Source organism: Gordonia alkaliphila, from assembly GCF_039542465.1.
GTDB lineage: Bacteria > Actinomycetota > Actinomycetes > Mycobacteriales > Mycobacteriaceae > Gordonia > Gordonia alkaliphila.
The window spans coordinates 317,001-331,091 of record NZ_BAABIE010000001.1 but is presented as its reverse complement, the minus strand read 5'-3'; the positions used below and the strand labels follow the sequence as shown (position 1 = coordinate 331,091).

Here is a 14,091-nt window from a genome sequence, read left to right as displayed (position 1 = left end):
CACGGGCCGCGTCAGCCGCCGAACCCCAGCCACAGGGCAAGCCCCAAACCGGCCACGCCGATCGCGATCCGCAGCGGTGTGGCCGGGAGGCGTTCGACGATGGGCGGTCCCACCCAGCCGCCGATCAGACAACCGGCCCCCATCGCGAGCGCGCCACCCCAGTGCACGTCCGAGAAGATGATGAAGCCGACCGCGGCCACCGCGTTGGCGATGCCGAGCAGCGCCGACTTGAGCAGCGTGGCCCGCCAGAGCGGCAGGCCGGTCAGCACCATCGCCAGGGCCACGAACATCACCCCGGCGCCGGCACCGAAGTAACCGCCGTAAATGGACACCGCGAACACGCCGACCAGCCACCAGGCGGGATGCTCGGCACGCTCGCCGACGCGGGCACGCAGTCGTGGCTGCAACAGCAGCGCGATGGCGGCCACCGCCACCAGGTACGGGACCACCACTTCGAAGACGGACGACGGCGCCAACATCAGCGCCCCGGCGCCGACGGCACCACCGGCGAGGGCGATCAGCGACGCGCGGGCCAGCGGTTTCCCGCCGTCCTCGGCCAGGAGCACCCGACCGGACTTGGCGAAGCTCCCCACGCCCACCGCCACCAGCGCCACCGTGTTGGTGACGTTCGCGGTCATCGGCGACAGCCCGGCCATCAGCAGCGCCGGGTAGCTGATGATCGATGCCAGTCCGGTCGCGTAGCCGACGGCACCGGCCGCGATGCCGGCGAGCACCAGCACCAGAATGTCGAGAAGACTCATGCTGTTTCCGTGTTCACCGGCGAGCAGCCGAACTTTTGTGTCCTCGAAGGCCCCTCACAGGTACCTTCGCGGACATAGAACTGCCGATCAGTGCGCGAAGTGCCGGGCACCCGTGAAGTACATGGTGATGCCCGCGGCCTGCGCGGCCTCGATGACCTCGTTGTCGCGGACCGAACCGCCGGGCTGCACCACGGCGCGCACACCGGCGTCGATGAGGACCTGCAGTCCGTCCGGGAACGGGAAGAAGGCGTCCGAGGAGGCCACCGAACCGCGGGCGCGATCACCGGCGCGATTGACCGCGAGGTGCGCGGAATCGACGCGGTTCACCTGGCCCATGCCGACACCCACCGAGGCGCCGTCGTGTGCCAGCAGGATCGCGTTCGACTTCACCGCGCGCCCCGCGCGCCAGGCGAAGGCCAGGTCGGCGAGGGTCTGCGCGTCGGCGGGCTCGCCCACCGCAAGGGTCCAGTTGGCCGGGTCGTCGCCCTCGGCGTCGAGCACGTCGCGGGCCTGCAGCAGTGCGCCGCCGGAGATCGGGCGCAGCTCGATGCCTGACTCGGTGGGCGGCTGGGCCACCAGGATACGGACGTTCTTCTTGCGCGAGAGCACCTCCACGGCACCGTCGGCGTAACCCGGGGCGATGATGACCTCGGTGAAGATCTCCGCCACCTGCTCGGCCATCTGCACCGAGACCTCGCGGTTGGCGGCGATCACGCCGCCGAAGGCGCTGACCGGGTCGCACTCGTGCGCCTTGCGGTGTGCCTCGGCGATGTCGGCGCCGATCGCGATACCGCACGGGTTGGCGTGCTTGATGATCGCGACGGCCGGCTCGGTGTGGTCGAAGGCGGCGCGCCAGGCGGCGTCACCGTCGGTGTAGTTGTTGAACGACATCTCCTTGCCGTGCAACTGCTCGGCCTGCGCCAGACCCGCCGGGCCACCGTGGTTGGTGTACAGCGCCGCGCTCTGGTGCGGGTTCTCGCCGTAGCGCAACACCGCACTGCGATCCCAGGTGGCGCCGGTCCACACCGGGAACGACGACTCGGCGTCGGGGGCCACCACGCTGCTCATCCAAGAGGCGACGGCCACGTCGTAGTCGGCGGTGTGGCGGAAGGCCTTGGCGGCCAGCGCCTGCCGCTGCGCGAGGTCGAAGCCGCCGGCGGTGACAGCCGCGGCGACCTGCGCGTAGTCGCTCGGGTCCACCACCACGGCCACCGACGGGTGGTTCTTGGCGGCGGCACGAACCATCGACGGTCCGCCGATGTCGATCTGCTCGACGCACTCGTCAGGCGTCGCGCCGGAGGCCACCGTCTCGGTGAACGGGTACAGGTTGACGCACACCAGCTCGAACGGCTTGATGTCCAGGTCGGCCAGCTGCGCGAGGTGGTCGTCCTTGCGGGTGTCGGCCAGCACGCCCGCGTGCACGCGCGGATGCAGGGTCTTGACCCGGCCCTCCAGGCACTCCGGGAAGCCGGTCAGCTCGCTGACCTCGGTCACCGGCACACCGGCGGCGGCGATGGTCTTCGCGGTGGAGCCGGTGGAGACGATCTCCACGCCCGCCGCGTGCAGCGCGGTCGCCAGCTCGGCGAGGCCGGTCTTGTCATAGACGCTGACCAGCGCCCGTCGGATCGGCCGAGTGCCTGCGGATGCGTTCACGAGATTTGTGCCTTTCGTCCATCGGTGACCACACCTCGGGTCACCACGGCCTCCACCACGTCCGGGAGGAGTTCACGTTCTGAGATCTTGATGCGTTCGTGCAGGGTGTCGACGGTGTCGTCGGGCAGCACCGGGACCGTGGCCTGCGCCAGGATGGGGCCGGTGTCCACGCCGCCGTCCACCAGGTGCACCGTGGTGCCGGTGACCTTGACCCCGTAGGCCAGCGCGTCGGCCACCCCGTGCGCGCCGGGAAAGGCCGGCAGCAGCGCCGGGTGGGAGTTCACCACGCGACCGGCGAAGCGGCCAAGGAAGGCGGGCCCGAGGATCTTCATGAAGCCGGCCGTCACCACCCAGTCCGGTGCGAAGCGGTCGACCTCGGCCAACAGCTGCCGGTCCCAGGCGTCGCGATCGGGATGGTCGCCGAGACGACAGACCACCACGGGGAGGCCGGCGGCCTCGCCGATCTCGCGGGCCGCGCAGTCGCGATCGATCACCACGGCCGCCACCCGGAAGGACGACGACGGCGCCGCAGCGCGCTCGATCAGCGCGGCCAGCAGCGAACCGGTACCCGAAGCCATCGCCACGATGGGCACGCGCGAGTCCGACCGGTTGTTCACGCCCTGGATTTTAGTGCCCCGGGTCTGCGCTCTGCCGCTCGGGTGCGTCAGTCGACGCCTCGACCTCGTCGGATGTGACGGGGAGTTCCTCGGTCACCGCGCCCGCCATGTCGGGTTCGACGTCTTCGTCCTCGACTTCCGCGGCCTCGACGACGTCTGCATCCTCGTCGAAATCCTCGTCGACGTCGGCCTCGGCGGCGTCGGTCTCGTCGTCCTCGTCCTCGTCGTCGGTGTCGGTGTCGGTGTCCGCAGCGGTGTCCAGGTCCGGATCCTCGACGATCTCCAGGTCCGCGAACTCCGCATCCTCGGCCAGCAGCCGGTCCAGGTCGAAGTCGTCGTCGGACCCCGCCTCCGCGTCGCCGAACCAACTGGCCGGCGCCACCCGGTGGACCCCCGCGGTCACCGCGCCGAGGATCGCGATCCACGCGAAGGTGTAGACCCCGGCGAGCGGTGCGCTCACGCCCACCCGGCCGAGTTCGCCGACTGCGCCGCCCGACATGCCGCAGGCCAGCACCACCAGCGCGGCGCACGTCGCGGCGGCGACGCCGACGGCGCGCAGGTGCTTGGCGATGTCGTAGCTCCGGCAGTACCAGCCGACGGCCACCCCGACGGCCACCGGCACGACGAAGACGAACGCGCCCAGCGGGCCCATGCTCGACTCGGGAAGCAGCCCCAGGATCGGCAGCGGCGGCACGGCACCGGGATGCACGCTGATCGCGTCGATGGTCGCGGTGCCGACCTGCACGCTGGCACCGACGGCCACACCGAGCGCGCCGACCACCACGTTCGGCAGGTACAGGATCGACAGCAGAATGAGGCCGAGGTAGCCGTCGAAGGAATTGCCGGTCGCGATCAGCTCACCGATCCGGTCCCATTTGACCAGGCCCGCGATCACCACCAGCGCCAGGCCGCCACCGAGCAGCCCGGCGAAGGCCAGCAGCCCGGCGCGTCCGCCCACGCGGTCGGCCACCGGGAACTCGTACATCGCCAGCAGCGGCTGCACGCAGCGGCGGGCCGTGCCGATCGCCACGCCGATACCCTGCACCAGCAGCGTGAAGGCGAAGGCGGGCAGCGGCGCGGGCTGACCGAGCGCGGACACGGCCGCGCCGTCGGCCACCACGGCCAAGGCCAAGGCGGTCCACACCAGTGGTCCGGCCAGCGCGGCACCGGCGATCGTCGCCACTTCCTGCAGGCTGTCGACCTCGCGGCAGGCCCGCGCGGTGACCATCGCGACGGCCGCGATCAGCACCATGGTCGGCAACATCGGCAGTACGCCGACGGTCACCCCGCCGACGGTCAACGGCACCTGGTTCACCGCCAGCCACGCGGCCGCCGACTGGCTGCTGAGCCCGCCGAACGCGCCGCCGGCCAGCAGCTTGGTCACGGTGAGCACCAGCGCCAGGACCACGGTGGTGAGCACCGGCACCAGCAGCGCGACCTTCAGCAGGTTCCAGGTGGCCGTCCGGCCGACCTGGTGCTCGCCACGCCGAGCGACCCGTCCCTGTCGGAGACGGGTGACCAGAGGTTCGGTGGTTGCAGGCATCGCTATCGAGGGTGGCACGTCCGACGGCGCGCTCGAAGGGGCCACGCCGCAGCGACCGAAATTGTGATCGGCGCTGGGCGGGGATGCCGAACGCCGCCGCCCCGGCGGGGCGACGGCGTTCGGTGAAGAAACTGCCGGTGCGCGGCAGCCTACTTGCTGGTGCCGTCCGAGCTCTCACCCGAGGTCTCGGTGGACGCCGACGTGTCGGGCAGACCGAAGAAGGTGGTCGCCGAGCTGTCATCGGCCGGGGTGCCCGGATCCGACGACTGGCCGGCGGTCGGCAGCGGGTTGTAGGTGGTCGCAGCGTCGCTGCCGGTCACCGAGGTCGCGGCGTCGTGCGCGGGGCCCGAGCCGTACGAGGGGGTCGAACCGTAGGAGGGGGTCGAACCGTACGAGGGCGCAGCACCGTAGGAGCTGGTCGACGGCGCACTCTGGTCGTAGGCCGGGGTGGCCGGCTGACCGTACGACGCGGCGGGCGCCGCACTGCCGTAGGCGGCCGGTGCGGCAGCGGCAGGCGCCGCAGCGCTCGGGGCCGGTGCGGTCTTGAGGTACTCGGCCTCCACCAGCAGCCAACCGACCGCTGCCAGCGCGCCGACCACGGTGAAGATCAGCAGCACGATGGCACCGGCACCGGTGTCGGCGCCTTCCCAGGCGTCCGAGCCCGCGAACATGAAGATCGTGACCATGGCCGCGGTGATGCTCAGCGCGGCGATTCCGGCGACCAACTGCTTGGTCGCGCCGGCCACCAGGGTGAGGAGCGCCAGAATGCCTGCCACGGCGAAGATGATCCACGGCGCCACGTAGAGCGTGTCGAAGAGCTTGATGGATTCGCTGGTGCGGCGGCCCTCGGCCGTGACAGCCGGCATGAAGCCGCAGAACAGCATGATCACGCCGAGGGCGCCCACCACTGCCGACAGGATCATCGGCGTGTTGTGCGGCAAGCCCTGCGACGGCGGCTTGGGCGCGGCGTACTGCTGCTGCTGGCCGTACTGCTGACCGTACTGCTGCTGGCCGTACTGCTGCTGGGCCTGCTGGCCGTACTGCTGCTGACCGTACTGGCCGGTGCCGTACTGGTGGCCTTGACCGGAATCGCCCTGGCCGTAGCTCGGGCCTTGCGGATAAGTCACAGAGATTCTCCTGGCTTGAGGAACGGCCACCGTCGTCAACGATGACCCGCGAACTGCATCCACGCTAGTACAGACACCTCGCGGCGCGTCGTTCCGGCGCAGCGATACGTCACCAACGATGGGCGGCGCCGCGCTCGCGATACCAGTCGATCAGGTCCGGGTCGTCGATCGACTTCGGGTCGACGTTCACGTCGTCGCGCCCGGCCAGAATCGCGGTGACCGGCACCTCCAGCTTCTTGCCGGTGCGGGTGTGCGGAATGCCCGGGGCCACGATGATCTCGTCCGGGACGTGCCGCGGCGACAGTCGCGTCTTGACCTCCGCGGCCACCTGCTTGACCAGTTCGTCGGTGAGCTCGGCGCCGGGCACCAGGGTCACGAACATCGGCATCCAGTAGGCGCCGTCCGGACCGTCGACGCCCAGCACGAAGGCCTCGGCGATCTGCTCGACGCCCTCGACCACCTCGTAGATGTCGGCCGACCCCATCCGGATGCCGTGCCGGTTCAAGGTGGCATCACTGCGGCCGTGGAACAGCAGCGAGCCGCGGTCGGTGACGGTGACCCAGTCGCCGTGCCGCCACACCGGATGCGGCAGCGGACGGTCCCATTCGTGGTCGAAGTAGGCGGCGCGGTAGCGGGCCTGGTCGTCGTCGTTCCAGAACGAGATCGGCATGGACGGCATCGGCGCGGTGACCACCAGCTCGCCCACCTCGCCGATCAGCGGCTGCGCATCCGGCGACCAGCTCTCGAGCGCGACGCCGAGATGGCGCACCGACAGTTCGCCGGCCACCACCGGCACGCCGTCGCTGCCACCGGCGAAGGCGCTGACGATGTCGGTGCCGCCGCTGACCGACGAGATCGGCAGGCCGGCGTCGACGTTCTGGTACACCCACTCGAACAGGTCGGCGGGCAGGGTGGATCCGGTGCTGCCGAGCGTGGCGAGAGCCGACAGATCATGGTCGCGGCCGGGCACCAACCCGGCCTTGCGCGAGGCGTTGAGCTGTCCGGGACTGGTGCCGAAGAAGGTGACGTGCTCGTCGGCGACGATCTGCCACAGCCGGTCGGCGTCCGGGTACAGCGGCGAGCCGCTGTAGGTGACGATCCGCGCACCCACCAGCAGCCCGGCCACCTGGTAGTTCCACATCATCCAGCTGAGCGCCGTGTGCCAGAAGAAGACCGACTTCGAGTCGAGCCCGCAGTGCAGGGCCGTTTCCTTCAAGTGCTCCACCAGGACGCCGCCGTGCCCGTGCACGATGCCCTTCGGGCGGCCGGTGGTGCCGGAGGAGAACAGCACCCACAGCGGATGGTCGGCGGCCACCTTCACCGACGGCATCGTGCGCGAGGTGTCGGTGACGACGGCGGACCACGCTGTCTCGGCCGCGCTGTCCTCGGCGCCGACCTGGATGTGCAGGACCACGTCCTCGAGGAGCCCGGCCAGTTCGGCGCTCTCGGCCCGTTTGTCGACGTCCTTGCCGTTGAAGCGGTAACCGGCGCAGGTGAACAGGGCCTTCGGGCGCAACTGCTCCAAGCGGCCGGCCGCACCCTCGGGCGCGTAGTCCTGGCCGCAGCCCGACCAGATCGCGCCGAGCGACGCCGTGGCCAGGAAAGCGATCGCGGCTTCCGGAATGTCGGGCAGGTAGGCGGCGACCACATCGCCCTCCCCGATCCCGGCGTCGGCGAGCGCCGCCGCGACCGCGGCCACCAGGCCCGGCAGCTCGCGCCAGGCGATCTCGGTGCGGTTGCCGGCCTCGTCGAGCCCGACGATCGCGGCGCCGTCCCGATCGCAATTGCGCAGGACCGCATCGACGTAGTTCAACCGAACCCCGGGGAACCAGGCGGCATCCGGCATCACCGCATCGGCCAGCACTGCCGCGTCGCCGTCGGCGAGCGGCTCGGCGGCGACGTCGTCGAGGTCGAAGAAGTCCCACACGGCGCGCCAGAAGCCGGGCAGCTCGGTCACCGAGCACTGCCACACGTCGTCGTACGACGACAGTGTGCGACCGGTCCGCTCGCGGAGCTGGGCGACGAACTGCTCATAGGGTGTCGCCGAGGCGGCGGGGTGCTCACTCATGGGTCCTACTTCACTCTCTACACAGGTGCTTACGGCTCGAGGCCGAGGAGGTCGATGGCCTGCTCGCGCATCTCCACCTTGCGCACCTTGCCGGTCACGGTCATCGGGAAGCTGTCGACGATATGCACGTACTTGGGGATCTTGTGGCGGGAGATGGAGCCGGTGGCGAACTCGCGCAGACTCTCCGCGGTCATCGGCGCAGCGCCCTCGCGCAACTGCACCCAGACCATCAGTTCCTCGCCGTACTTCTCGTCGGGCACCCCGATCACCTGCGCGTCGACGATGTCCGGGTGGGTGTAGAGGAACTCCTCCACCTCGCGCGGGTAGATGTTCTCGCCACCGCGGATCACCAGGTCCTTGATGCGGCCGGTGATGCGGACGTAGCCGTCGTCGCCCATCACCGCGAGGTCACCGGTGCGCATCCAGCCGTCGTCGGTGATCGCCTCGGCGGTCTTCACCGGATCGTTGCGGTAGCCGAGCATCACCGAGTAACCGCGGGTGCACAGCTCGCCGGCCTCGCCGCGCGGCAGTTGCTCGCCGGTCGCCGGATCCACCACCTGGATCTCCAGGTGCGGGCCCACTCGGCCCACGGTGCCGACGCGCAGTTCCAGCGGATCGTCCATGCGGGTCTGCGTGGACACCGGGCTGGTCTCGGTCATGCCGTAGCAGATCGACACCTGCGACATGTGCATCTCGTCGAGCACCCGACGCATCACCGACTCGGGGCAGGTGGAGCCGGCCATGATGCCGGTGCGCAGCGAACTCAGGTCGAACGTCCGACCGGAGTCGAGCAGCGCGAGTTCGGCGATGAACATGGTCGGCACGCCGTACAGGCTGGTGCAGCGGTACTTCTCCACCGCCGCCAGGGTGGCCGCCGGATCGAAGGCCGGCGCCGGGATCACCATGGTGGCACCGTGCGAGGTGGCCGCCAGGTTGGCCATCACCATGCCGAAGCAGTGGTAGTACGGCACCGGCGTGCAGATGGAGTCGTCCGCGGTGTACTCGAGCAGCTCGCCTACCAGGTAGCCGTTGTTGCCGATGTTGCGGTGCGAGAGCGTGACGCCCTTCGGGTTGCCGGTGGTGCCCGACGTGTACTGGATGTTGATCGGATCCTCGGCGCGCAGCGTGGCCGCGGCCGCAGCCAGCTCGTCGAGCTCGGACTCGGTCGGCGGGACCAGCAGTTCGTCGAACTCCGGCGACTCGAACAGGATCACGGTCCGCAGTTCGGGCACCTCGGCCCGCACGTCGTCGAGCATCTGCGCGTAGGCCGAATCGCGGAATGCGGTGGCCGACAAGGCCACCGACGCGCCGGACTGGTTGAGTGCGTAGGCCACCTCGTGCCGACGGTACGACGGGTTGAGCACCACCAGGACGACGCCGGCCTCGGCCGCCGCGAACTGGGTCATCACCCACTCCCACCGGTTCGGCGCCCACAGCGCCAGCCGATCGCCGGGCACCATGCCCAGGCGACGCAGGCCGGCGGCGAGCGCGCGCACCTGCGCGTGGAACTCGGCGTAGGTCCACTGGCGGCCCGCCCCGTCGTCGGCGGCCGCGTCGATCAACGCCATCGAATCCGGGTGCGCGGCAGCGGTTTTCGCGAGCGTGACACCGATGGTGTCTTCCAGCAGCGCCGGGGTGCTCTCGCCCTTGGCGTACGACAGTTCGCTCATCACAGTTCCTCTCCGACGCGGCGCAGCACCGCGACCGCCTGTCCGAAGACGGGCGCGTCGACCATCTGTCCTTCGAATGCGAACACTCCGCCGCGGAACTCCTCGGCGGCGGCGAGCAGACGCCGCGCCCACGCCACTTCCTGCGGGGACGGCGCGTAACCGTCGCGGACCACTTTGGCCTGCGACGGGTGGATGCAGGCGGTACCGGCGAAGCCGAGGGCCACGGCGTCGCGGACCTCCAGGTCCAGGCCGACCACGTCGGCGATGTCGACGTGCACCGCGTCGATGGCGGCCTTGCCGAAGGCGCCGGCGGCCAGGCGGACGCGGGCCCGCGCGAAGCGCGGGACGTCGCGGTAGGCGCCGGCCCCGGGCTCGGAGTCGCCGAACCGACTGGACTTGCCGCCCAAGCCGACGACGAGATCCTCGGCGCCCCACATCAGGCCCACGCAGTTGTCGACCGCGGCGATCTCCTCGCAGCGCACCACCCCCAGCGGGGTCTCGATGAGGGCGACCACCGAGTAGTCGAGTCCGGCGACGACGGCCGCGTCCTGCGCCTTGGCCAGCATGATCACGCGGTACTCGGTCTGTGCCAGGGCGGCCAGGTCGGCGGCGTGCTCGGCGGTGTCGGCCGCGTTGACGCGCACCACTACGCGCGCCGGATCCAGCGGGGTGTCGACCAGCGCCTGGCGGGCGGCGGCCTTGTTCTCCGGGGACACGGCGTCCTCGAGATCGAGGATCACCACGTCGGCGCGCTCGGCCGCCTTCGCGTAGCGCTCGGGTCGGTCGGCCGGGCAGAACAGCAGGGCCGGTCCGGCCGGGAGCCAGCCGTACTCAGTGGGGGCGTCGGTCATCATTGTCCTTCGGGATCGAGACGTACCAGGGTGGAACGGGAGGCACGGGCCACCACGACGCCGTGCTGATTGCGGCCGATGTGGGTCAGCGACACCACACCCTCCCCCGGCCGCGACGTGGACACGCGCTTGCCGGTGCACTCGGTCTCCGCGTACAGCGTGTCGCCGGCGAACATCGGTGCGGGGAAGGCGATGTCGGAGAACCCGAGGTTGGCCACCAGGGTGCCCTGCGTCAGCTGCGCCACCGACAGGCCGACGATCGTCGACAGCGTCAGCATCGAGTTGATCAGGCGCTGGCCGTCGAATCCGGGCTGGGCCGCCGACCACGCCGCATCCAGGTGCAGCGCCTGGGTGTTCATGGTCAGCGTGGTGAACAGGACGTTGTCGGCCTCGGTGAGGGTGCGGCCCGGCCGGTGCTCGTAGATCGCGCCGACTTCGAATTCCTCGAACCACAGGCCGCGCTGGGTGATGCGCACGCCGGACGAGGCGGCGTCGGCGCTCATGCCGGCAGTCCGAGCGAGCGCGCGATCAGCATGAGCTGCACCTCGGTGGTGCCTTCGCCGATCTCCAGGATCTTGGAGTCGCGGTAGTGCCGCGACACCGTGTACTCGTTCATGAAGCCGTAGCCGCCGTGGATCTGCGTGGCCATGCGCGCGTTGTCCATCGCGGCCTCGCTGGAGATCATCTTGGCGATGGAGGCCTCCTTCTTGAAGGGCTTGCCCGCCAGCATCTTCGCCGCGGCGTCGTAGTAGGCGGTGCGCGCCGCGAAGGCCCGGGCCTCCATCCGCGCGATCGCGAACGAGATCGACTGGTACTGGTCGATCGACTTGCCGAACGACTGCCGCTCGGCGGCGTACTTGATCGACTCGTCGACGCAGCCCTGCGCCACACCGGTGGCCAGACCGGCGATCGCGATGCGTCCCTCGTCGAGGATGGACAGGAAGTTGGCGTAGCCGCGGCCGCGCGTGCCCAGCAGGTTCTCCCGCGGCACCCGGACGTCGGTGAAACTCAGCGGATGGGTGTCCGAGGCGTTCCAGCCGACCTTGTCGTAGGCCGGTTCCGCGACGAAGCCGGGCGTGCCCGCGGGCACGATGATGGTGGAGATCTCCTTGCCGCCGTCCGGGCGGGTGCCGGTGACCGCGGTGACGGTGACCAGCGAGGTGATGTCGGTGCCGGAGTTGGTGATGAACTGCTTGCCGCCGTTGATCACCCATTCGTCGCCGTCCTCGACGGCGGTGGTGGCGGTTGCGCCGGCGTCGCTGCCCGCGCCCGGTTCGGTGAGTCCGAAGCCGGCCAGCCGCTTGCCCTCGGCGAGGTCGGGCAGCCACCGCTGTTTCTGCTCCTCGGTGCCGAACTTGTAGATGGGCATGGCGCCGAGGCCGACGCCGGCCTCCAGGGTGATGGCCACCGACTGGTCCACCTTGCCGAGTTCTTCGAGCGCAAGCGCCAGGGCGAAGTAGTCGCCGCCCATGCCGCCGTACTCCTCGGGGAACGGCAGGCCGAACAGGCCCATCTCGCCCATCTGCTTCACCACGTCGTACGGGAACGACTTCTCCTTGTCGTGCTTGTACGACACCGGGGCCACCACCTGCTGGGCGAAGTCGCGCACGCTGCCGATGAGGTCGGTGTATTCCTGGCTCAGTTCCATCTGGGAAGTACCTTCTTGATCGTGGTGTTTCTAGGGCTGACGTTAGTGACTGACCGCGTGTGGACACGGCCTACTGCTGGGTAATGACTCAGGCCTCATTCTCGACGACGACCTGCGCCAGCATCTGCTGGGCATCCACCTTCTGCCCGACCTTGACGGCGATCGACGCGACGCCGGCGGCCGGAGCACGCAGAGTGTGCTCCATCTTCATGGCCTCGACCACCACCAGCGGATCACCGGCTGCGACCGCGGCGCCGTCGACGCCCGGGACGGCGACGACGGTGCCCGGCATCGGGCTGCGGACGTCACCGGCCGCCTCGGCGTCGTCGGTGTCGGCCAGGGTGTGGGCCAACTGCATCACCCAGGTGCCGTCCTCGCCGGACACCCAGCGCGCCGTCGACGACGTCTGCTGGACCACCCAGCGGGCGCCGATGCCGTTGCAGCGCACGGTGACCGCGTGCTCGCCGCGCGGACGGAGGTAGACGGTGCCCTGCCAGACCTCGGCGTCGTCGTCGCCGGTGATGGTCACCTCGGCGTGCAGGGTGCGGGTGTCCGAGTCGGTGACCAGCGCCGAGACCCGGTAGGTCCGACCGTCGCAGACGAGGCGGGTGACGATGGGCGACGGCACGCCGATCCGGAAGGCCACCGCGCTGGTCCACACGTCGTCGGCGTCGCCGAGGTCGAGGGTGCCGAGCGCGCCGGCCACCAGGGCGGCGGGCGTGGGCGTCGGGGCGGCGTAGTCCACCACGAGGCGGTCGAGCAGTTCGGTGTCGAGTTCGCCGGCACGCACCCGCGGCTGCCCCAGCACGTAGCGGCAGAAGTCGATGTTGGTGCCGACGCCGACCAGCGCGGTGTCGGCGAGCGCCTCGTCGAGCCGGTCGAGCGCCTCGGTGCGGTCGGCGCCGTGGCAGATGATCTTGGCCAGCATCGGGTCGTAGTCGGACCCGATCACCGAGCCCTCGTCGATGCCCGAGTCGATCCGGACGTGCGACGCCAGGCCGGTGGGCCACCGCAGCGTACGGACGGCACCGCCGGTCGGCAGGAAACCCTGCGCCGGGTCCTCGGCGTAGATGCGCGCCTCCACCGCGTGGCCGGTGAGCACCACGTCGTCCTGCGCGATGGTCAGGACCTCGCCGCGGGCCACCCGCACCTGCTGCTCCACCAGGTCCACGCCGGTGACCATCTCGGTGACCGGGTGCTCCACCTGCAGGCGGGTGTTCATCTCCATGAAGTAGAAGTCGTCGGGCGCGGAGGCCGAGACGATGAATTCGACGGTGCCTGCGCCGGTGTAGCCAACGCTGCGGGCCGCATCGCAGGCGGCCGCCCCGATGCGGGCGCGCGTCTCGGGGGTCAGCAGCGCCGACGGCGCCTCCTCGATGACCTTCTGGTGGCGGCGCTGCAGCGAGCACTCGCGCTCGCCGAGGTGGATCACGTTGCCGTGCTCGTCGGCCAGCACCTGCACCTCGATGTGGCGCGGGGTCAGCACGAAGTGCTCGAGGAACAGCGCGTCGTCGCCGAAGGCCGACGCGGCTTCGCGACGCGCGGTGATGAGTGCGGCCGGGAGCTCGGCGGGATCGTCGACGCGGTGCATGCCCTTGCCGCCGCCGCCCGCGCTCGGCTTGATGAGGACGGGGAACCCGATGCCGGGCGCGGCCGCGATCAGTTCCTCGTCGGTGAGGCCCGGGCGGGACAGGCCCGGCACCACCGGGACGCCGCGTTCGGTGACCGCGGCGCGCGCGGTGATCTTGTCGCCCATGGTCGCGATGGCCTGCGCCGGCGGGCCGATGAACGCGATGTCGGCGGCGGCCAGCGCGGCGGCGAACTCCTGGTTCTCGGAGAGGAAGCCGTAGCCGGGGTGCACGGCATCGGCGCCGGTGGCGCGGGCGGCCTCGACGACCTTGGCGATGTCGAGGTAGCTCTGCGCGGCAGGCGCCGGGCCGAGTCGGACGGCGATGTCGGCGGCCCGCACGTGCGGGGCGTGTGCGTCGGCGTCGGAGTACACCGCGACCGAGCGGATGCCCATGGTGCGCAGGGTGTCGATCACGCGGCAGGCGATCTCGCCGCGGTTGGCCACCAGCACGCTGCGGATGGTGCGCGGGCTCGCGGTGGCGGTGGAAACAAGTGCGGTTGTCATCGGTGAAGTCCTGTGGTCG

Annotated in this window: 11 protein-coding genes; all 11 read right to left on the bottom strand. The window is 70.5% G+C overall.

Annotated features, from left to right (window positions below; translation table 11 throughout):
* Positions 1-11: 11 nt before the first annotated feature.
* A complete protein-coding gene (locus ABD989_RS01540; RefSeq protein WP_345312162.1) occupies positions 12-761 on the bottom strand; it encodes a sulfite exporter TauE/SafE family protein in 750 nt (249 codons plus the stop codon).
* Between the two features lie 87 nt (positions 762-848).
* Positions 849-2,414, bottom strand: a complete 1,566-nt coding sequence (purH, locus tag ABD989_RS01535) for a bifunctional phosphoribosylaminoimidazolecarboxamide formyltransferase/IMP cyclohydrolase (RefSeq protein ID WP_246994202.1) — start codon at positions 2,412-2,414, stop codon at positions 849-851.
* Positions 2,411-2,992 (bottom strand): phosphoribosylglycinamide formyltransferase, encoded by a 582-nt coding sequence (gene purN / locus ABD989_RS01530; protein WP_345312213.1) that lies wholly within the window; start codon positions 2,990-2,992, stop codon positions 2,411-2,413. The genes purH and purN overlap by 4 nt, the downstream gene beginning before the upstream one ends.
* A gap of 49 nt (positions 2,993-3,041) precedes the next feature.
* The gene (locus ABD989_RS01525) at positions 3,042-4,574 is read right to left on the bottom strand and encodes a cell division protein PerM (protein ID WP_345312161.1); all 1,533 of its coding nucleotides are present in this window, start codon (positions 4,572-4,574) and stop codon (positions 3,042-3,044) included.
* A 149-nt stretch (positions 4,575-4,723) separates the two neighbouring features.
* Positions 4,724-5,701 carry a DUF5336 domain-containing protein gene (locus ABD989_RS01520; protein ID WP_345312160.1) on the bottom strand — a complete coding sequence of 326 codons (978 nt, stop codon included), beginning with the start codon at positions 5,699-5,701 and terminating at the stop codon, positions 4,724-4,726.
* A gap of 109 nt (positions 5,702-5,810) precedes the next feature.
* Complete coding sequence (locus ABD989_RS01515; protein WP_345312159.1) at positions 5,811-7,769, bottom strand: acetoacetate--CoA ligase; 1,959 nt, start codon at positions 7,767-7,769, stop codon at positions 5,811-5,813.
* 29 nt (positions 7,770-7,798) lie between these two features.
* Entirely contained in the window at positions 7,799-9,439 is a 1,641-nt protein-coding gene (locus ABD989_RS01510; protein ID WP_246994194.1) for an AMP-binding protein, read from the bottom strand.
* Positions 9,439-10,290 (bottom strand): HpcH/HpaI aldolase/citrate lyase family protein, encoded by an 852-nt coding sequence (locus ABD989_RS01505; RefSeq protein ID WP_246994192.1) that lies wholly within the window; start codon positions 10,288-10,290, stop codon positions 9,439-9,441. Before ABD989_RS01505 ends, ABD989_RS01510 begins: the two co-directional genes overlap by 1 nt.
* Positions 10,290-10,793, bottom strand: a complete 504-nt coding sequence (locus ABD989_RS01500; RefSeq protein WP_246994190.1) for a MaoC family dehydratase — start codon at positions 10,791-10,793, stop codon at positions 10,290-10,292. Before ABD989_RS01500 ends, ABD989_RS01505 begins: the two co-directional genes overlap by 1 nt.
* The gene (locus ABD989_RS01495; protein WP_246994188.1) at positions 10,790-11,938 is read right to left on the bottom strand and encodes an acyl-CoA dehydrogenase family protein; all 1,149 of its coding nucleotides are present in this window, start codon (positions 11,936-11,938) and stop codon (positions 10,790-10,792) included. Before ABD989_RS01495 ends, ABD989_RS01500 begins: the two co-directional genes overlap by 4 nt.
* Before the next feature lie 88 nt (positions 11,939-12,026).
* Positions 12,027-14,072 (bottom strand): acetyl/propionyl/methylcrotonyl-CoA carboxylase subunit alpha, encoded by a 2,046-nt coding sequence (locus tag ABD989_RS01490; protein WP_345312158.1) that lies wholly within the window; start codon positions 14,070-14,072, stop codon positions 12,027-12,029.
* Between the last annotated feature and the right edge of the window lie 19 nt (positions 14,073-14,091).

Coding starts and splice junctions, on each gene's coding strand:
- ABD989_RS01500 (WP_246994190.1), bottom strand. CDS start 10,793: ATGAGCGCCGACGCCGCCTCGTCCGGCGTGCGCATCACCCAGCGCGGC.
- ABD989_RS01495 (WP_246994188.1), bottom strand. CDS start 11,938: ATGGAACTGAGCCAGGAATACACCGACCTCATCGGCAGCGTGCGCGAC.
- ABD989_RS01510 (WP_246994194.1), bottom strand. CDS start 9,439: ATGAGCGAACTGTCGTACGCCAAGGGCGAGAGCACCCCGGCGCTGCTG.
- purN (WP_345312213.1), bottom strand. CDS start 2,992: ATGGCTTCGGGTACCGGTTCGCTGCTGGCCGCGCTGATCGAGCGCGCT.
- ABD989_RS01490 (WP_345312158.1), bottom strand. CDS start 14,072: ATGACAACCGCACTTGTTTCCACCGCCACCGCGAGCCCGCGCACCATC.
- ABD989_RS01525 (WP_345312161.1), bottom strand. CDS start 4,574: ATGCCTGCAACCACCGAACCTCTGGTCACCCGTCTCCGACAGGGACGG.
- ABD989_RS01515 (WP_345312159.1), bottom strand. CDS start 7,769: ATGAGTGAGCACCCCGCCGCCTCGGCGACACCCTATGAGCAGTTCGTC.
- ABD989_RS01540 (WP_345312162.1), bottom strand. CDS start 761: ATGAGTCTTCTCGACATTCTGGTGCTGGTGCTCGCCGGCATCGCGGCC.
- ABD989_RS01505 (WP_246994192.1), bottom strand. CDS start 10,290: ATGACCGACGCCCCCACTGAGTACGGCTGGCTCCCGGCCGGACCGGCC.